The sequence below is a fragment of the Vibrio pomeroyi genome, assembly GCF_024347595.1.
Lineage (GTDB): Bacteria > Pseudomonadota > Gammaproteobacteria > Enterobacterales > Vibrionaceae > Vibrio > Vibrio pomeroyi.
In genome coordinates, this window is record NZ_AP025506.1 from 2,990,586 (window position 1) to 3,009,663 (window position 19,078).

15 protein-coding genes and 2 tRNA genes are annotated in these 19,078 nt (G+C 44.1%); 4 read left to right on the forward strand and 13 right to left on the reverse strand.

Annotated features, from left to right (window positions below; translation table 11 throughout):
- Positions 1-24 precede the first annotated feature (24 nt).
- From infB to rlmE, 10 genes are all read right to left on the reverse strand, one after another.
- Positions 25-2,715 (reverse strand): translation initiation factor IF-2, encoded by a 2,691-nt coding sequence (infB, locus tag OCV12_RS13055; RefSeq protein WP_176680393.1) that lies wholly within the window; start codon positions 2,713-2,715, stop codon positions 25-27.
- A gap of 22 nt (positions 2,716-2,737) precedes the next feature.
- A complete protein-coding gene (gene nusA / locus OCV12_RS13060; RefSeq protein WP_017633283.1) occupies positions 2,738-4,225 on the reverse strand; it encodes a transcription termination factor NusA in 1,488 nt (495 codons plus the stop codon).
- Positions 4,226-4,260: 35 nt separating this feature from the next.
- Entirely contained in the window at positions 4,261-4,716 is a 456-nt protein-coding gene (gene rimP, locus OCV12_RS13065) for a ribosome maturation factor RimP (RefSeq protein WP_004738265.1), read from the reverse strand.
- Positions 4,717-4,950: 234 nt separating this feature from the next.
- Positions 4,951-5,027, reverse strand: a tRNA-Met gene (locus OCV12_RS13070).
- Between the two features lie 53 nt (positions 5,028-5,080).
- Positions 5,081-5,165, reverse strand: a tRNA-Leu gene (locus OCV12_RS13075).
- A gap of 16 nt (positions 5,166-5,181) precedes the next feature.
- Positions 5,182-5,514, reverse strand: coding sequence for a preprotein translocase subunit SecG (gene secG / locus OCV12_RS13080; RefSeq protein WP_017633282.1), 333 nt, complete (start codon positions 5,512-5,514; stop codon positions 5,182-5,184).
- A 294-nt stretch (positions 5,515-5,808) separates the two neighbouring features.
- Positions 5,809-7,149, reverse strand: coding sequence for a phosphoglucosamine mutase (gene glmM, locus OCV12_RS13085; RefSeq protein WP_176680394.1), 1,341 nt, complete (start codon positions 7,147-7,149; stop codon positions 5,809-5,811).
- Between the two features lie 20 nt (positions 7,150-7,169).
- The gene (gene folP / locus OCV12_RS13090; RefSeq protein ID WP_261884835.1) at positions 7,170-8,000 is read right to left on the reverse strand and encodes a dihydropteroate synthase; all 831 of its coding nucleotides are present in this window, start codon (positions 7,998-8,000) and stop codon (positions 7,170-7,172) included.
- An 89-nt stretch (positions 8,001-8,089) separates the two neighbouring features.
- Complete coding sequence (gene ftsH, locus OCV12_RS13095; protein ID WP_261884836.1) at positions 8,090-10,057, reverse strand: ATP-dependent zinc metalloprotease FtsH; 1,968 nt, start codon at positions 10,055-10,057, stop codon at positions 8,090-8,092.
- A gap of 107 nt (positions 10,058-10,164) precedes the next feature.
- Complete coding sequence (gene rlmE / locus OCV12_RS13100; RefSeq protein WP_017633278.1) at positions 10,165-10,794, reverse strand: 23S rRNA (uridine(2552)-2'-O)-methyltransferase RlmE; 630 nt, start codon at positions 10,792-10,794, stop codon at positions 10,165-10,167.
- Positions 10,795-10,908: 114 nt separating this feature from the next.
- Here rlmE and yhbY point away from each other — a divergent pair, with 114 nt between their 5' ends.
- Positions 10,909-11,205: a ribosome assembly RNA-binding protein YhbY gene (gene yhbY, locus OCV12_RS13105; protein ID WP_004738252.1), complete on the forward strand. Its 297-nt coding sequence runs from the start codon at positions 10,909-10,911 to the stop codon at positions 11,203-11,205.
- 123 nt (positions 11,206-11,328) lie between these two features.
- Here yhbY and greA read toward each other — a convergent pair whose 3' ends face one another.
- Positions 11,329-11,802, reverse strand: a complete 474-nt coding sequence (gene greA, locus OCV12_RS13110) for a transcription elongation factor GreA (RefSeq protein WP_017633277.1) — start codon at positions 11,800-11,802, stop codon at positions 11,329-11,331.
- Positions 11,803-12,317: 515 nt separating this feature from the next.
- Between greA and OCV12_RS13115 the strand changes: the two genes are divergently transcribed.
- Together OCV12_RS13115 and dacB are read left to right on the forward strand one after the other, a co-directional pair.
- Positions 12,318-13,319 carry a porin gene (locus OCV12_RS13115; RefSeq protein WP_261884837.1) on the forward strand — a complete coding sequence of 334 codons (1,002 nt, stop codon included), beginning with the start codon at positions 12,318-12,320 and terminating at the stop codon, positions 13,317-13,319.
- Positions 13,320-13,575: 256 nt separating this feature from the next.
- A complete protein-coding gene (gene dacB / locus OCV12_RS13120) occupies positions 13,576-14,994 on the forward strand; it encodes a serine-type D-Ala-D-Ala carboxypeptidase (protein ID WP_261884838.1) in 1,419 nt (472 codons plus the stop codon).
- A gap of 126 nt (positions 14,995-15,120) precedes the next feature.
- On the opposite strand, the gene OCV12_RS13125 is transcribed toward dacB, so the two are convergent.
- The gene (locus tag OCV12_RS13125) at positions 15,121-15,966 is read right to left on the reverse strand and encodes a magnesium transporter (protein WP_017633273.1); all 846 of its coding nucleotides are present in this window, start codon (positions 15,964-15,966) and stop codon (positions 15,121-15,123) included.
- A gap of 427 nt (positions 15,967-16,393) precedes the next feature.
- Complete coding sequence (gene tyrS, locus OCV12_RS13130; protein ID WP_261884839.1) at positions 16,394-17,581, reverse strand: tyrosine--tRNA ligase; 1,188 nt, start codon at positions 17,579-17,581, stop codon at positions 16,394-16,396.
- 129 nt (positions 17,582-17,710) lie between these two features.
- Between tyrS and OCV12_RS13135 the strand changes: the two genes are divergently transcribed.
- Complete coding sequence (locus OCV12_RS13135; RefSeq protein ID WP_176680400.1) at positions 17,711-19,000, forward strand: peptidoglycan DD-metalloendopeptidase family protein; 1,290 nt, start codon at positions 17,711-17,713, stop codon at positions 18,998-19,000.
- Positions 19,001-19,078 lie beyond the last annotated feature (78 nt).

A 19,078-nucleotide genomic window follows, 5' to 3' on the forward strand; every position in this document is an offset into this window, starting at 1 on the left:
AATATGTCGAGTCGTACAGACTGATTAGTCTAGAGTACGTTGAACCTCAACGATTTCGAATACTTCGATCTGGTCACCAACGCGTACGTCGTTGTAGTTCTTAACGCCAACACCACACTCGTAACCATTCTTAACTTCTTGAACATCGTCTTTAAAGCGACGAAGTGACTCTAGCTCACCTTCGTAGATAACAACGTTTTCACGAAGTACACGAATTGGGTTGCTACGCTTAATCGTACCTTCAGTAACGATACAACCGGCGATTGCACCAAGTTTAGGCGACTTAAATACGTCACGAACTTGAGCAAGACCAATGATCTCTTGACGGAATTCAGGAGCAAGCATACCGCCCATTGCCTGTTTAACTTCGTCGATCAGTTGGTAAATGATTGAGTAGTAACGTAGATCTAGGTTTTCGTTCTGAACCGTGTTACGCGCAGTTGCGTCAGCACGAACGTTGAAACCAAGGATGATAGCGTTAGAAGCTGCTGCAAGTGTTGCATCAGTTTCAGTAATACCACCAACACCAGAACCTACGATATTCACTTTAACTTCGTCAGTTGATAGTTTCAGTAGAGAATCAGCGATTGCTTCTACAGAACCTTGAACGTCAGCTTTTAGTACTACGTTCAGTTCAGCAACTTCACCAGCAGCCATGTTCGCGAACATGTTTTCTAGTTTAGCTTTCTGTTGACGAGCTAGTTTAACATCACGGAATTTACCTTGACGGTAGTTCGCTACTTCACGTGCTTTACGCTCGTCACGAACAACAGTTGCTTCATCACCAGAAGCAGGAACGCCAGATAGACCTAGAATCTCTACAGGGATAGAAGGACCCGCTGTAGTTACTTCTTTACCGTTTTCATCGCGCATTGCACGAACACGGCCGTATTCCTGACCACAAAGAACGATGTCGCCTTTGTTTAGAGTACCAGACTGTACTAGTACTGTTGCAACTGGACCGCGACCTTTATCAAGGCGAGATTCAACAACAACACCAGACGCCATGCCTTCTTTAACAGCTGTTAGTTCAAGAACTTCAGACTGAAGAAGGATAGCTTCTAGAAGACCATCGATGTTTGTACCCTGTTTAGCAGAGATGTGAACGAACATGTTCTCACCGCCCCATTCCTCAGGGATTACGTCGTATTGAGCTAGCTCATTCTTAACGTTGTCTGGGTTTGCACCCTCTTTATCGATCTTGTTCACAGCAACAATCAGAGGAACGCCTGCCGCTTTCGCGTGCTGGATTGCTTCGATTGTTTGTGGCATTACGCCATCATCTGCTGCAACTACTAGTACAACGATATCTGTTGCTTGAGCACCACGAGCACGCATAGCAGTAAACGCCGCGTGTCCAGGAGTATCAAGGAAAGTGATCATGCCGTTGTCAGTATCTACGTGGTAAGCACCGATGTGCTGCGTGATACCGCCAGCTTCGCCAGAAGCAACGTGTGCTTTACGAATGTAATCCAGTGTTGAAGTTTTACCGTGGTCAACGTGACCCATGATAGTAACAACAGGAGCACGACCTTCAGCGATTGCATCGCTATCACGGTCAGCTAGTACTGCTTCTTCAAGTTCGTTTTCTTTACGTAGGATTACCTTGTGACCCATTTCTTCAGCAACAAGTTGTGCTGTTTCTTGGTCGATCACTTGGTTGATAGTCGCCATAGCGCCCATCTTCATCATTACTTTGATAACTTCAGTTGCTTTAACTGACATTTTGCTAGCCAGTTCAGAAACAACGATAGTCTCGCCGATAGCAACGTCAGATTTAGCAACAGTTGCTGACTTATCGAAGCCTTGCTGCATTGAAGTTGGTTTCGCAAGCTTACCTTTAGCGCCACGACCACGTTGGTTACGACCACCACGGTTGTTGCCAGGTTGGTTAGCTGGAGCTGCTTTCTTTTTACGACGACGAGGCGCTTTTTCTTCTTTCTGATCCGCTGCATCTTCAGCTTCACGCGCGTAAGTAGAAGTAGTCACGTGGTAGTCCGCAGACTTCTCTTGCTCTTTCTTCTTCTTCTCTTCTTCAGTCCAGCGAGCTTCGTTTTCTTCAGCTAGCTTACGAGCTTCCTCTACAAGCTTAGCTGCTTCAGCTTCTGCTTTACGAGTTGCTTCTTGCTCTTGACGAGCTTTTAGTTCATCCGCTTCTTTTTTCGCTTGTGCGTTAGCGTCTGCATTTTTTGAATTCATGTCTTTTTTAGCCTTTTCAGCTTGTGCGCGTTGAGCTTTTTCTTCAGCATCACGTTTTGCATCCGCTTCACGTTTTGCTTTCTCATCAGCTTCGCGCTGTGCTTTCTCTGCAGCTTCACGTTTCGCAAGCTCTTCAGCTTCTTGACGTGCTTTCTCTTCCGCTTCACGTGATGCTGCATCCTCAGCTTCACGTTTCGCTTCGTCTTCAATAGCGCTGCGCTTCACGTAAGTACGTTTTTTACGTACCTCTACTTGAACATCCTTACTCTTACCGCCTCCAGCGGCAACACTTAGCGTGCTGCGGGTCTTGCGTTGAAGAGTTAAACGAGTCGGCTCTGCTTCACCAGAAGTATCGCCATGCTCCTTTTTAAGGTGCGTTAGCAATGTTTGCTTCTCTGAATCAGTTACTTGATCCGACCCTGATTTCTTCATGCCTGCATCAGCAAGTTGTTCAATTAAGCGGTCAACTGGCGTACCAATCTCTTCACTCAGTGCTTTAACTGTTAATTGTGTCATACCGCTTTCTCTCCTTGCTGAATTATTCTTCGTCGCCGAACCAACAGATGTTACGCGCAGCCATAATTAGCTCGCCCGCACGCTCTGCAGTTAGGTCTTCAATGCCTTCTAGTTCATCAACGCCTTGGTCAGCTAGGTCTTCCAATGTTGCCACGCCTTTAGCTGCCAGTTTGTAAGCCATTTCACGTTCTAGGCCTTCAAGTGCTAGCAAGTCCTCAGCAGGCTCAACACCGTCGAAAGTTTCTTCTTTCGCTAGTGCTAGAGTCGTTAGTGCATCTTTAGCACGGCTACGAAGTTCTTCAACGATGCCTTCGTCTAGGCCATCTACTTCAAGAAGTTCGTTTACTGGTACGTAAGCCACTTCTTCTAGTGTAGAGAAACCTTCTTCAACAAGCAGTTGAGCAAAGTCTTCTTCGATGTCTAGGTGCTTCATGAAGTTTTCAATAGAAGCAACTGCTTCTTCTTGGTGTTTCTTCTGAAGATCTTCAACCGTCATTACGTTCAGTTCCCAACCAGTCAGTTGAGACGCTAGACGTACGTTTTGACCGCTACGGCCGATAGCTTGTGCTAGGTTATCCGCTTCAACAGCGATATCCATAGAGTGTGCATCTTCATCAACGATGATAGAAGCAACATCAGCAGGAGCCATTGCGTTGATTACGAACTGAGCCGGGTTATCGTCCCAAAGTACGATATCGATACGCTCGCCGCCAAGCTCACCAGAAACAGCTTGTACACGTGCACCACGCATACCAACACACGCACCAACAGGGTCAATACGCTTGTCGTTTGTTTTCACAGCGATTTTAGCACGAGAACCAGCGTCACGTGCAGCACCTTTAAGTTCAATTAGCTCTTCGCCAATCTCAGGTACTTCAACGCGGAATAGTTCAGCAAGCATTTCAGGCTTAGAGCGAGTAATGAATAGCTGGAAACCACGAGCTTCAGGCTTAACTGCGTATAGAAGACCACGAACACGGTCACCTGGACGGAAGTTTTCACGAGGAAGTTGGTCATCACGAAGGATTACCGCTTCAGCGTTGTTACCTAGGTCTAGGATAATAGTGTCACGGTTAACTTTCTTAACAACACCCGTTACTAGCTCACCTTCGTTGTCGATGAACTGTTCAACGATTTGAGCACGCTCAGCTTCACGTACTTTCTGTACGATAACTTGCTTAGCTGTTTGAGTCGTAATACGGTCAAATGTAACTGATTCGATGTCGTCTTCGATGAAACCGCCAAGTTCGATCTCTGGATCATCGTACTTTGCAGCTTCAAGAGAGATCTCTTTCGTTGGGAACTCAACTTCTTCAACAGCTTCCCAGCGACGGAAAGTTTCAAAATCACCCGTTTTACGGTCGATTTCAACACGAACTTCAATTTCTAGTTCGCTTTTCTTTTTAGTTGCTGTTGCAAGCGCGATTTCAAGCGCTTCAAAAATACGCTCACGAGGAACTGCTTTCTCGTTAGAAACAGCTTCTACTACCGCCAAAATTTCTTTGTTCATTAATCTAGCCTCTTAAGCTCTTCTCTCTAGGAGAACTAAAATTTAGGGATCAGGTTCGCTTTCGCAATATTGCTCAGGACGAATTCTTCTTCTTGTCCTTCAACCAATACTTTTACTGTCTCGCCTTCAATAGATTGGATATCACCTTTCCATTTACGACGGTTGCCGACAGCCATTTTCAAAACGATGCTTACCTCGTGACCAATAAATTGTTGGTAATGCTCTGCTTTGAACAGTGGTCTCTCTAAACCTGGTGAAGACACTTCAAGGTTATAAGCCACTGAAATTGGATCTTCAACGTCCATTACGGCACTTACTTGGTGACTAACTTCAGCGCAATCATCTACATTGATACCGTTTGGTGAATCGATGTAAATACGTAGCGTTGAGTGCTCACCAGCACGAATAAATTCTAATCCAACTAACTCATAACCTGATGCTGCTACTGGAGCGTCAAGCATTTCAGTAAGTTGTCTTTCTAAACCAGTCATTTAACCACTCCAGAAACAAAAAAAGGGCTCAAAGCCCAATTTAAATTCCAAGCAAACATTATCTAAATACATTTACAAATGCTTAGATAACAAAAAACCCCGTATAAGCCGGGGTTTTTGTTGCTGGACCCTTATATGCTAAGTGCCATCACATTCGATATCGCACTTAACTCACAGTGAGGTTCACACTGTGCAAACTTGCTACCAATACAAGCTATATAATAGCATTGAAATTGGTTGCGGGAGCCGGATTTGAACCGACGACCTTCGGGTTATGAGCCCGACGAGCTACCAAGCTGCTCCATCCCGCGTCCGACTTGCGAGCATTATACGCCCAACAAGATGTTTTACAAGTTTGTAAACATGGTGCCGAGAGAGGGACTCGAACCCTCACACCCTAAGGCACTAGCACCTCATGCTAGCGTGTCTACCAATTTCACCATCTCGGCATCAAATCTTTACAGATTATTGTGGAATTTCATCGCCTTGCGATGGAACTTCACTCACTGCATCATCAGCTTGCTGAATTACCTGACCTTGGGTCGGGTCAATCCACTGTGACTCAGTCTTATGTGTAGACATATTACCAAGCACTAAGCTAAGGATAAAAAATGTAGTTGCAAAAATTGCAGTCATTCGGGTAAGGAAATTTCCTGAGCCACCAGCACCAAACACAGTGTTTGAAGCGCCAGCACCGAAAGAGGCTCCCATATCTGCGCCTTTACCTTGTTGAATCAACACTAGGCCAATTACACCAAGCGCTGCCAACAGGTAAATCACAAGTAGAACTGTAAACATTTTTCCACCTATGTTCCTAATTGTTGAGCCAGCGCCGTTCAAAAAACTATTTTTAAGAACAAGGCTAGCGACCTCCTAACTGAAGGCCGAGCAATACTAGCGAATGCGACGATGGCTGACAAGGAGAATTTGCTAAAAAATAAGCCTTTACCAAGTGAATGGTCAAAAAAAGGTCAAAAGCGACACAAAACTCATTTACGTCTCTTTTGACCGTTATATCTCTTGACCTTTATATAAGTCAATCACTTCAAATCACAGGCGCTACTCACTACGCCTATTCAGTAAAAGGTTAAATTAGCAGTTTGCTTTTACTGCATCAGCAATCTTAAGTGCAGATGCTTGAACGAGATCGGCATCTTCACCTTCAACCATCACACGTAGCAATGGCTCAGTACCAGATTTACGTAATAGCACACGACCTTTTTCACCAAGCTCAGCTTCCACTTCAACAACCGCTGCTTTCACTGCTTCTGCTTCTAGAGGATTTGAATCGCCGCTGAAACGAACGTTTTCCAGAACCTGAGGGTATAGAGTCATACCTTGCGAAAGCTCGTTCAGTGTCATTTCACTGTCTACAACCGAAGCCAAAACTTGCAGCGCAGCAACGATAGCATCACCAGTTGTCACTTTATCTAATAGGATAACGTGACCCGAGTTTTCAGCACCGATCTTCCAACCTTTAGCTAGAAGTTGTTCCATCACGTAACGGTCACCAACAGCAGCACGCACAAATGGAATACCTAACTGCTTAAGGCCGTTTTCCATGCCAAGGTTGGTCATTAGTGTACCAACAACACCACCTTTCAGCTCACCACGACGCAATGCATCGCGTGCAATGATGTAAGCGATTTGGTCACCATCAACTTTGTTGCCTAGCTCGTCGACCATGATGATACGGTCACCGTCGCCATCAAAGCCAAGGCCTAGCGCAGCTTTCTCTTCAACCACTTTAGCTTGCAGAGCGCGCACATCGGTTGCGCCAACTTCATGGTTGATGTTAGTGCCGTTTGGCTCAACGCCCATAGCAATCACTTCAGCGCCCAACTCTTTAAATACCGCAGGAGCGATATGATAAGTTGCACCGTGCGCACAATCGACAACAATCTTCATACCAGCAAGCGTCATCTGATTTGGGAACGTGCTCTTACAGAATTCAATGTAACGACCAGCCGCATCGTTTAAACGTACAGCTTTACCTAGCTCAGAAGAATCAACACACTCAATGTCTTTATCAAGCTCAGCCTCAATTGCTAGCTCGATATCGTCTGGAAGCTTTGTACCTTCAGAAGAGAAAAACTTGATGCCGTTATCGTAATAAGGGTTATGCGATGCAGAGATAACAATCCCCGCTTCTGCGCGGAATGTCTGTGTTAGGTATGCAACTGCAGGTGTTGGCATTGGGCCAGTAAATGTAGCTTGAAGGCCAGCAGCAGCAAGACCAGCTTCTAAAGCTGATTCAAGCATGTAACCTGAGATACGAGTATCTTTACCAATGATCACTTTCTTTGTGCCCTGTTTCGCAAGAACACGACCCGCAGCCCAGCCAAGCTTCAGAACAAAATCAGGTGTAATCGGGTACTGGCCTACTTTGCCACGCACACCATCTGTGCCGAAGTAACGTCTTTTATCAGACATGTTGATTTCCTTAATTATGATTAGTGATTGTTATTCATCACTTCGATTATCTTCATCGCTTCCAATGTATCTTCGACATCGTGAACGCGAATAATTTGTGCACCTTTCATTGCTGCAATGGTCGCGCAAGTCACACTTGCTACCATGCAATCTGCAGGCGCCTTGTCTAGTAGCTTAAAGATCATCGATTTTCTCGACATCCCCGCCAAAACAGGCAAGCCCAACGTATGAAACTTCTCAAGGTGCGATAATAGGTGGTAATTGTGCTCGATGGTTTTACCAAAACCAAAACCTGGGTCTAGAATCAGCTGTTCTTTTGAGATACCAACCGCCTCACAAGCTTCAACCCTTTCTTGTAAGAAAGCTTCAACATCCATTAGAACATCGTCGTAACTAGGATTTGCTTGCATGGTTCTTGGCTGACCTTTCATGTGCATCAGGCAAACCGGAACATTCGCATCAGCGGCAGCTTCTAAAGCTCCGGGCTCTTGTAACGCGCGCACATCATTGATCAAATCTGCACCTGCTTCAACTGCTTGGCGCATCACTTCCGCTTTACTGGTATCAATAGAGATCCAAACATCAAACTTAGCGCGAATCGCTTCAATCACAGGGATAACTCGAGCTAACTCTTCCTCAAGGGAAACGTCAGGAGCACCGGGACGAGTCGATTCACCACCAATATCAATAATGCTCACGCCAGCTTGAATCATACGCTCTACTTGCAGTAAGGCATTGTCTAGTGAATTGAATTTTCCGCCATCTGAGAAAGAATCAGGCGTGACATTGAGAATACCCATTACATGTGGGCGGTCTAAAATGAGTGTTTTATTGTGTGCTTTTAATATCATGAAAGGCGGGTCTTAAAAGGTAAAAACATCTTGGGCTATAAACAGAAAAACCCTGAGCGTACTCAGGGTTTTAATTTATAACTTAGCGATTAAGAATCTTTGTTTTGAGCATCATCTGTTTCAGATTTAACTTCTTCAACTTTCGACTCTTCAGCTTTGGGTTCGGCTGCAGCTTCTTCTGGTTTTGCTTCAGGTTTAGCTTCTTCCTTGGCAGGCCCAGCTTTTACCTGATCACCCCAACCAGCTGGCTCACGAATGTCGTCTTTACGTTCCATCAAGTCGTCAATTTGACCTGCATCGATCGTTTCAAACTTCATTAGCGCATCTTTCATCGAGTGCATGATATCCATGTTCTCTTCAAGAATTTGCTTCGCTCGAGCGTAGTTGCGGTCGATTAGAATACGAATTTCTTCATCGATCAGCTTAGTTGTATCGTCAGAAACATGCTTAGCTTGGCTCATGCCGCGACCTAGGAAAACTTCACCTTCTTCTTCAGCATAAAGAAGAGGCCCCAGTTTTTCAGAAAAGCCCCACTGCGTTACCATCTTACGAGCAATATCAGTTGCACGTTCGATATCGTTAGACGCACCAGTCGACACTTTGTCTTTACCGTAGATAAGCTCTTCAGCAAGACGACCACCGTACAAGCTAGAAATCATTGATTCTAGATGTTGACGAGACATGCTTACGCGGTCTTGTTCAGGTAGGTACATAGTCACACCAAGTGCACGACCACGTGGAATGATTGACACCTTGTACACTGGATCGTGCTCAGGTACCAAACGACCAACAATCGCGTGACCCGCTTCGTGGTAAGCCGTTGACTCTTTCACTTCTTCAGACATAACCATTGAACGGCGCTCTGCACCCATCATGATCTTATCTTTCGCAAGTTCAAACTCAACCATAGAGACATTGCGCTTGTTACCACGAGCAGCAAATAGAGCCGCTTCGTTCACAAGGTTTGCAAGGTCTGCACCAGAAAAGCCTGGAGTACCACGAGCAATCAGAGATGGTTCAACATCACCAGATAGTGGAACTTTACGCATGTGTACTTTAAGAATCTGTTCACGACCACGTACATCAGGTAGACCAACCACAACTTGACGGTCGAAACGACCTGGACGAAGTAGCGCTGGGTCTAGTACGTCTGGACGGTTAGTTGCGGCGATAACAATGATACCTTCGTTACCTTCGAAACCATCCATCTCAACCAGCATTTGGTTTAGTGTTTGCTCACGCTCATCGTGACCACCACCAACACCAGCGCCACGTTGACGACCTACAGCATCGATTTCATCGATAAAGATGATACAAGGTGCCGCTTTCTTCGCTTGTTCGAACATGTCACGTACACGAGATGCACCAACACCAACAAACATTTCAACGAAGTCAGAACCTGAGATAGTAAAGAACGGTACTTTTGCTTCACCAGCAATCGCTTTTGCAAGCAATGTCTTACCAGTACCAGGAGGACCAACCAACAGGATACCTGTCGGGATCTTACCACCTAGCTTTTGGAAACGACTTGGGTCACGAAGGTAATCAACAAGCTCTTTCACGTCTTCTTTTGCTTCGTCACAACCAGCAACATCCGCAAACAACGTTTTGATTTGTTCTTCGCTCATCATTCGAGCTTTACTCTTACCGAAAGACATAGCGCCTTTACCGCCGCCACCGCCTTGCATTTGACGCATGAAGAAAATCCACACACCAATCAGTAAGATCATTGGGAACCAAGAGATGAAGATAGTGCCAAGCAGGCTCTGCTCTTCAGGTGGTGTACCCTGAACTTTTACGTTTTGATTAATTAAGTCATCAAGTAGCTTTTGGTCATAAACAGGCATGTAAGTTACATACTTAGAACCACCACCACGACGTGTGAAAGTGATTTCGCTGTTATTGAACTGTGCGTCTTGAATCTGGCCTTGGCCAACTTCCTGTACAAACGTGGTGTAATCTACTGCTCTGCCGTTACTTTCCCCAGGGCCGAAGCTCTGGAATACCGACATCAACACTACCGCGATAACAAGCCACAGAATTAAATTTTTTGCCATGTCACTCAAGGTGTAAGCCTCTCGATAACTAATTGTAATTAAAGGTAGGGTACTACAGTTTGTAACCTGTAGCCATGTTGTTAACTCTCACTCTTGGAAGAGAATCGTTAACCTTTGTAACCAGTGGCTACGATGAACACTTCACGAGATCGAGCACGAGAAGAGTCGGGTTTTCTAACTTTGACTGTTTTAAACATCTCACGGACGTCTTTAACATATTGGTCAAAGCCTTCGCCTTGGAATACTTTTACAACAAAACTACCATTGGTAGCTAGAACTTGTCGACACATATCCAAAGCTAATTCAACTAAATACATAGCTCTTGGCTGATCCACAGAATTGTTGCCTGCTATATTAGGCGCCATATCTGACATCACTACATCAACCATGTTTGGTTGTATACGTTCCAATAGAGCTTCTAGCACAGCGTCTTCACGAAAATCGCCTTGTAAGAAGCTAACGCCAGCGATCGGATCCATTGGTAACAAGTCACACGCAATGATTTGTCCGTTGTCTCCAACAATCTTAGCAGCATATTGAGACCAACCGCCAGGCGCTGCACCTAAATCCACAATGGTCATCCCAGGAGACAGCAATTTATCTTTCGTTTGAATCTCTTCCATTTTGAAATAAGCACGTGAACGATAGCCTTTCTTTCTTGCTTCGTTTGCATACTTGTCGTCGAAGTGTTCCTTCAACCAACGGCCTGAACTGGCCGAGTGTTTCTGTTTGCTCATTGGATACCTAAATTGGAGGAAAGTACTAATTGCTGAATAAATTATAGTCTTCAGCTTTAGATGGCGTTAAAATAGGTTTTTTCAACCCTAATAGTAAAGAAAATTGGCCGCGTAATGAACCTAAGTACCAAACAAAAGCAGCATCTAAAGGGCCTAGCTCACAGTTTAAAACCTGTAGTGCTAATGGGCGCAAATGGACTTACTGAAGCTGTTCTAGCGGAAATCGAATTAGCTCTAGACCACCACGAACTGATCAAGATTAAAGTTGCATCAGAAGACCGTGAGACTAAGCAACTGATTATCGATGCAATTGTACGTGAAACTAAAGCTGAAAAAGTACAGACTATCGGTAAAGTTCTAGTACTGTTCCGTCAGTCAGAAGCACGTAAAATCGAGATTCCACGTAAATAAAAGCTTAATATAAGCTAACTTCACCAAGAGAAAGCCTCAGCGCTTATCTTTTAGTGTAGCGTGAGAAACGAAAAAGGTCGCATTAAGCGACCTTTTTACTTATCAGAAACAAAGAAAATTCAATTAGATATATTCTACTTTGTCGATCTCGAAGTCTTTGTCACCACCAGGGGTAGAGATCATTACTTCGTCGCCTTCCATCTTACCGATAAGACCGCGAGCAATTGGTGATTTCACAGAAATACGGCCAGTCTTGATGTCAGCTTCGTCTTCAGAAACGATTTGGTAGCGGAATTCTTCATCCGTATCCACATCAATCAAAGTCACTGTCGTACCGAAGATAATCTTACCTGTGTTATCCATCTGAGTTACATCGATGATCTGAGCAAGTGATAGCTTGTATTCGATATCTCGAATTTGAGCTTCACAGATACCCTGCTCTTCACGAGCCGCGTGGTATTCTGCGTTCTCTTTCAAGTCACCCAGTTCACGTGCTTCACCAATAGCTGCTGAAATAATAGGGCGCAGCTTAAGTAGGCGATCTAATTCATCACGTAGCTGCTGAGCGCCACGTACTGTCATTGGAACCTTTTCCATTTTTTACCTCTATGCCAAAGCTTTCTTTGGCCAACATAAATCCACCCAACATATTTATTGGGTGATAGAAACAAAACGATTTGGCTTAGTGTAAACAAACTTGATAGCTAAATCACCTTTATTCCACTTTGCGTTATAAAAGCTTTATCTAGGTCTAAATTACAGACATCACAAAAATGAATAATAACCTACCCATCAATAAGTCTGCGATAAAATACCTAAAAAAAACAAAAACAAACCAAATAAACACAGATCACACTTTTATAAAAACAACATAAAAACAACTACTTAAATAACAGTAAATATAATAAAACAGTGTTCACTATTTTTATTGATATCATTTTACTAACTGGCAATGGAACTTTAGAGGTAAAAAGTACCCCATGAATTGCTCTGGCAAGTTTCACGCTTTTGTTCTAAGCATGATTATGAAGCTTGATTAATACGAGCAATACACAAAAAGGATTCAAATCCTTGATAAATACCTTTATGGACAGTAATTAGGAATTAATAACATGAATAACAAGACTCTGATCGCTCTAGCAGTAGCAGCAACAGTATCAGCTGGCGCAAATGCAGCTAACGTATACAGCCAAGATGGCACAGAACTAAACGTTGGTGGTCGCGCGGAATTCCGTGGTGATTTCATTGGTAACGGTGGTGAAGAAATCGAAGGCACTATGGCTAACAACAGCCGTTTCCGTCTTAACGTTGGTGGTACTACAGAAATCAACGAATCACTAAGCGGCTTTGGTTTCTACGAAGCAGAACAAACAGTAAACTCTTCTAGCGACAATGACGCTAACGATACTTTCAAACAGCGTTACATGTTTGCAGGTCTTCAAGGTGAGTTCGGTGCCGTTTCTTTCGGTCGCCAAGATACAGCAGCAGTACAAATCTCTCAAATGTCTGACGTAACGACATTTACTGGTGCTCAAAAAGAATTCATCAGCGCTGGTAACGAGCAAATCAACAACACAATCCTTTACACTGGCGAATTTGACGCTCTAACAGTGAAAGCAAGTTTAGTTGCAGGCGAAGATAAAGACACTGATGCTTACGGTGTATCTGCTATCTACACTCTTCCTATGGGCCTAGGCTTCGGTCTTGGTTACTCAGCAGGTGACAACGGTGAGAACGCAGGTACTGGTAACGCTATCATCGCTGGTGTGAACTACACGCTTGACTCTCTATACCTAGCAGGTACATACACTACTGGTGAAGCAGACGACAAATCCAACTCTGACTTCAACGGTATGGAATTCGCAGCTACTTACGGTTTTGGTAACGGCTTCACTCTAATGGGTGCATACCAAAAAACTGAAGAAGATAACCTACTAGGTAAATCTCAGGATAAGAGTGATTTCTTCGAAATCACAGGTGACTATGCATTTAACAACAACCTAAATGCTTACGTTGCTTACCAACTGAACAACCTTGATAGCGTATCAAATGCTCAAGGTGTTAAAACTGAAGGCGAAGATACTATGCGTCTAGGTCTAAAATACGCATTCTAATGCGTTAACAAACACTCTGTTTGTTATATGAAAACTAAAGGTCTGGCTAACGCTGGACCTTTTTCATATTTGCTCCCACCATTCCTAACTCAACTTTAAAAATTCGTACTCTGATTGATATTAACCCACCATCTTTTGGGGCTATAATCAAAATAGTTCTACCTTTGCATTGAAACTTAGCTCACATACGTGACCTTTGAGTCATAGTGAGATAACTTGGCAACAGTTTTGAAACTATTCTCCTATTGGAACAAATATGTTCAAGTTTTATCTTCTTACTGCGTCCCTAATATCTTGTTCGGTACTTGCTTACTCTCCGCTGAATAAACTGCCCGATGGCAGTAGCACAAGCTTAATCTTAGAGTCATTAAGTGGCAGTTCAAATAAAATGAATACCAACAGTGATGGCTTTTATCCACCAGCCAGCACTTTAAAACTGGTTACAGCTTTAGCGGCTAAATTGGAGTTAGGAGATGACTTTCACTACACAACCAACATCGCTCGTTCTAACGAAGATGTTGTGATCTCATTCAGCGGTGACCCAACACTACAACGAGAGCACCTAAAAAGCCTTTTAGCTCAATACGCTAAGTCGCAATCTAGAACCATCAAGGGCAATTTATACCTCGATAACTCGGCTTATACTGGCTATCAACGAGCGGTTGGTTGGCCTTGGGATATTCTAGGGGTTTGTTACAGCGCGCCTTCTAGCGCGATGACATTAGACAGCAACTGCGCACAAGCCTCTATTTATACAAAAGATAACGGGACAACGCGCGTATATATCCCTGCACATTACCCGATAGACGTGACAACTACTGCTGCCACCGTAACGCGCTCAGGGCAGAAGGCGACACAATGCGACTTAGAGCTCATTACTACCCCAGACAACGCTTACAAGCTCTCCGGTTGCTTGGTAGAGCGTAAGAAACCACTACCACTCAAGTTTGCGATTCAAAATCCAGAGCTTTATACCTCTCAAGTAGTGAGTTCATTGCTTAAAGAACTGAAGATCCAGGTTAAGGGCGATGTTATCGTTGGGGAAAAAGAGAAAGCAGACAAAACAACATTAGTCGCTAGCCACCATTCTGAAAAACTTCCAGAACTGCTCGATACTATGCTGAAGAAATCAGACAACCTAATTGCTGACAACCTTACCAAAACGCTAGGTGCGACGTTTTATGTTCAACCGGGCAGCTTCAATAACGGCACTGAAGCGATAAAGCAGATCTTACTGACTAAGGCCAACATCGATCTCAGCAAAGCGCAGTTAGTCGATGGTTCAGGGTTATCTAGAAATAACCGAATGAAGTCGCAGACCATGGTGCAAGTTCTGCGTTACATCTGGGAGAACGACAAGCAGCTCAACCTAATTGATGCAATGCCAACGTCAGGTATTGATGGAACGCTTAAGTATCGTCATAGCATGCGAAAAGCACCGATTCAAGGCAACATCATTGCCAAAAGCGGCTCTCTATACGGCAGTTACAATATGGCGGGGTTTGGTTTAGATAAATCAGGGAATCCAAATTCGGTCTTCGTGCAGTTTGTTCGTGATTATTTTCCTGAAAAGCCAAATCCTGACAGACCAGTGGAAGCACCGATCACGCAGTTTGAACGCGCTTTCTACAAAGATGTGGTCGAGTTTAGTCAAACACAGAACAAATCTCAGTAGCGGCTAGTTTCTTGTAAGCGTTCAATTAAACAATAGAAAATGGCGCTGAAGATCTTGAATCTTCAGCGCCATTTTTGTTTCTAAGATATTTTTAGCTATTTTTATAGGTGCCTGTTTTTATAGGAGCTAAGCGATACCGAGGAATGAATTCACGACCGTGAAATAGATCCACATTCCTGATATATCGACTATCGATGCAAGTACTGGGCTCACTAAAACCGCAGGATCAAGCTTAAATAGCCTAGCAACGATCGGCAACCCACCACCGAGCACTGTGGATATCGTCACCTGAATAAACAATGCTACGGCAATCGCTAAAGCAATCATGTTGATGTCATAACCGCCAGTCGATTGGTTTTCGCTAAACAGCAAAATACGACCAATCATCACCACAGCAATCGCAAGTGCCAAGCAAATAGCAACTCTAAACTCTTTCCATAAAACGTTAGCCCATTGACGCTTCTTCAACTCGCCGGTGGCTAAGGCTCTAATCACTAGAGTCGCTGCTTGTGTTCCTGTGTTACCCCCCGCAGCAGCGATTACCGGCATATAAATAGCCAGAAGTACTAACTGGCTAAGGATGTCTTCATACTGAGCGATGATAAGCCCAGAAACGATACCCAGCAGTGCTAAGGCAATAATCCAACCGATGCGCTGCCTAACGTGGCTCATCACCCCTGTTGAAAGGTAACCCTGTTGAGGTTCAACCTCCGAGTAGATCAGCCCTAGTTGGTGAGCTAGATGTCGAGAGCGCTTCTCAAAGCCCTGCTCTTCTAACTCACTAAGTAAAGTCTGAATCGTACTAAGAGAACATTGCCCAAGTACTATCACCGCATCTTCAAGCGGCATGCGGTTCAAAAGGTTAACTTGTTGCTCACGTCCGTACTGTTGAAATGCATTCGATACAGCTTGGATGTCTTGCTCTGAGTACAGAGCTTCAATAGATAAAAAAGTGTTGTTCATTACCGTCATGGCGAATCTCCCGATTGGCAAAGGTAACGACCATCAAAACAAATAGCTTATAGCTAATACACCAAGGGCATATAGCGTTTACACCAAGAGGATGTAGCAAAGCGCACCAAGAACGTATAACTAGGCGCACCAAAAGCTGAAAACTACTGGTGTGTCTACTTGTTAGAATCTAGAGTGTGGAAAAGAATGAGGGGAAAAAACACAGATACCCTACCTGAACGGCAGGACAATAGATCAATACCGAGACAGGTTATTCTTCTCCATTCAAACTAGGAGGATGGTCGGTATTGTTCATAAAAATCTCCAGAATTACTGTCAATTTGACAGCGCGCATAGTGTAGCAATAGGCGTTTCAAAGTTTCGTCAATTTTAGGTCAATAAAAAAGGCATCCGTAGATGCCTTTTGTTCAATTATTGATGAGCGTTATTACTTGATAGTAATACGAGCAAACTTACGCTTACCAACTTGGTAAACCGCAGTACCTGCTTCAGGTACAAATTTGCTGTCTTCAATCTTCTCGCCTTCAAGCTTAGCTGCGCCTTGCTTGATCATACGCATCGCATCAGAAGTCGAGTTTACTAGACCCGCTTCTTTTAGAACGTTAGCAATTGGTAGGCCTGCTTCGAATTCGAATTCAGGCATATCTTCTGGCACTTGATTCTTAGCAAAACGGTTAACGAACTCTTGCTCTGCTGCATCAGCATCCGCTTCAGAGTGGAAACGAGCAATGATCTCTTTTGCTAGTAGCACTTTCACGTCACGCGGGTTCTTACCTGCATCAACGCCAGCTTTCAGTTCCGCAACTTCTTCAAGTGGACGGAAAGACAATAGCTCGTAGTAGCTCCACATTAGATCGTCAGAGATAGACATGATCTTACCAAACATCTCGCTTGGTGCTTCGCTGATACCGATGTAGTTGTGCGCAGATTTAGACATCTTCTTCACGCCGTCTAGACCAACAAGTAGTGGCATCATCAGTACCGCTTGTGGTTTTTGACCTGCTGCTTTTTGCAGTTCACGACCCATTAGAAGGTTAAACTTCTGGTCAGTACCGCCAAGCTCAACGTCGCTCTCTAGTGCAACAGAGTCGTGACCTTGAAGAAGTGGGTACATGAATTCGTGGATAGCGATCGGTTGACCACCAGCGTAACGCTTTTTAAAGTCATCACGTTCAAGCATACGAGCAACAGTTTGGTTAGAAGCAAGACGAATCATACCTTCAGCACCAAGCTCAGATAGCCACTCAGAGTTGAAACGAATTTGCGTTTTCGCAGGATCTAGAATCTTGAATACTTGCTCTTTGTAAGTTTCAGCATTCTTCAATACGTCTTCACGGCTTAGCGGTGGACGCGTTGAGTTTTTACCTGATGGGTCACCAACCATTGCAGTGAAATCACCGATAAGGAATGTCACTTCATGACCAAGCTCTTGGAAAGCACGAAGCTTGTTAAAGATAACCGTATGGCCTAAGTGGATATCTGGAGCTGTTGGATCGGCACCCAGCTTAATGCGTAAAGGACGACCTTCTTTTAATTTATCAATCAGTTCGTCTTCTGGAATCAGTTCTTCTACGCCACGTTTGATCTCGGCTAGTGCAGCTTCAATACTCGCCATTCTTGTTCACTCCCACAGATTTGGCAAAAATACATTAATTAGACATCTTACTTGAATAGCGATGTATTTTGAAACCAGTTACACTATTCCGTCGCCGATTTTCATAATATTTACAGAACGAACCGGAACATGTTGTCTATTTTTGCACGCCTTCCTATTTTGCACCGGGCTTTTATCGCATTTTTTAGTGCCGTAATTTTCGTCGCGATTTTTCTACTCCCCGACGTCAACAGTTTGCGTGACGACTCGGGCGCTTTAGTCGTGGGAAAACATTATCCACTGACTATCGATGCATCTGCGCTGGTTAGCTCAAGTGATGCACCACCAACGGCAGTACTCAATTGGGAAAAATACACCGTTCGTTCTGGCGAAAGCACCTCTGTTTTATTCGAGCGTATTGGCCTCTCATACCGCCTGTTAATCACGCTACTCAATACCAATAATGATATTAAGAAACAGCTGTCGAACCTGAGACCTGGCGATGTATTGCAATTCGGCTTTGATGAAAACAACGACCTTATTCAGTTAAAACGACAACTTAGTGCCTTTGAAAGCTTCAAAATCACTAAATCTGGCGATTCATTTTCTTCTAGCTTCGACAAGAAAGAAGTGGCCTACCAATACAACTATGCCGAAGCCAACATCACCTCTAACTTCTGGAATGCCGGTGTCAGTGCAGGCCTAACAGCAAACCAAATCATGGAACTGGCGGGTATTTTCGGTTGGGATATAGACTTCGCATTGGATATTCGTAAAAACGACAGTTTCAAGATCTTGTATCAAGAGAAAGTAGTTGAAGGCGAAGTTATTGGTCGAGGCAAGATTATGGCGGCAGTATTCAAAAACCAAGGTGATTCATTTACCGCGGTATTGGATGACAAAAGCGGCAACTACTTCGATGAAAATGGTCGAGCAATGAAGAAGGCCTTCCTACGCTCTCCGATTGATTTCCGTCGTGTAACATCGAACTTTAACCCACGCAGAAAACACCCAGTAACAGGCAAGGTTCGTGCTCACCGTGGTACTGACTACGCAGCCCCTGTTGGTACGCCTATCTGGGCGGCAGGTGATGGTATCGTTCAGAAATCTGGCTACAACCAGTTCAATGGTAACTATGTGTTCATCCGCCACAGCAACACCTACATCACCAAGTACTTGCACATGAAGCGACGCATGGTGAAAACGGGTCAACGAGTCAAACAAGGCCAAACCATTGGTACTTTGGGTGGTACAGGTCGTGTTACTGGTCCGCACTTACACTATGAATTCTTGGTTAATGGCGTTCACAAGAATGCACGTACCGTGAAATTGCCACAATCCAAGTCGCTAACCGGTAAAGCAAAAGCTACTTTCATTGCGAATTCAGAGATTCGATTGAAGAACCTTGAGCGATACGGTCAGTTGCTAGCAACTAATTAGATTCAAAGTCTAATCACGTTAAAAATAAAAAGAGTGCCTATCAAGGCGCTCTTTTTATTTTCGCAGAATCCAAATGTT

What these genes read in the sequence shown, in the direction of transcription:
- ftsH (WP_261884836.1), bottom strand. Translation starts at nt 10,057, where the DNA reads ATGGCAAAAAATTTAATTCTGTGGCTTGTTATCGCGGTAGTGTTGATG.
- secG (WP_017633282.1), bottom strand. Translation starts at nt 5,514, where the DNA reads ATGTTTACAGTTCTACTTGTGATTTACCTGTTGGCAGCGCTTGGTGTA.
- infB (WP_176680393.1), bottom strand. Translation starts at nt 2,715, where the DNA reads ATGACACAATTAACAGTTAAAGCACTGAGTGAAGAGATTGGTACGCCA.
- OCV12_RS13125 (WP_017633273.1), bottom strand. Translation starts at nt 15,966, where the DNA reads ATGACGGTAATGAACAACACTTTTTTATCTATTGAAGCTCTGTACTCA.
- OCV12_RS13115 (WP_261884837.1), top strand. Translation starts at nt 12,318, where the DNA reads ATGAATAACAAGACTCTGATCGCTCTAGCAGTAGCAGCAACAGTATCA.
- tyrS (WP_261884839.1), bottom strand. Translation starts at nt 17,581, where the DNA reads ATGGCGAGTATTGAAGCTGCACTAGCCGAGATCAAACGTGGCGTAGAA.
- nusA (WP_017633283.1), bottom strand. Translation starts at nt 4,225, where the DNA reads ATGAACAAAGAAATTTTGGCGGTAGTAGAAGCTGTTTCTAACGAGAAA.
- glmM (WP_176680394.1), bottom strand. Translation starts at nt 7,149, where the DNA reads ATGTCTGATAAAAGACGTTACTTCGGCACAGATGGTGTGCGTGGCAAA.
- rlmE (WP_017633278.1), bottom strand. Translation starts at nt 10,794, where the DNA reads ATGAGCAAACAGAAACACTCGGCCAGTTCAGGCCGTTGGTTGAAGGAA.
- rimP (WP_004738265.1), bottom strand. Translation starts at nt 4,716, where the DNA reads ATGACTGGTTTAGAAAGACAACTTACTGAAATGCTTGACGCTCCAGTA.
- OCV12_RS13135 (WP_176680400.1), top strand. Translation starts at nt 17,711, where the DNA reads ATGTTGTCTATTTTTGCACGCCTTCCTATTTTGCACCGGGCTTTTATC.
- dacB (WP_261884838.1), top strand. Translation starts at nt 13,576, where the DNA reads ATGTTCAAGTTTTATCTTCTTACTGCGTCCCTAATATCTTGTTCGGTA.
- folP (WP_261884835.1), bottom strand. Translation starts at nt 8,000, where the DNA reads ATGATATTAAAAGCACACAATAAAACACTCATTTTAGACCGCCCACAT.
- yhbY (WP_004738252.1), top strand. Translation starts at nt 10,909, where the DNA reads ATGAACCTAAGTACCAAACAAAAGCAGCATCTAAAGGGCCTAGCTCAC.
- greA (WP_017633277.1), bottom strand. Translation starts at nt 11,802, where the DNA reads ATGGAAAAGGTTCCAATGACAGTACGTGGCGCTCAGCAGCTACGTGAT.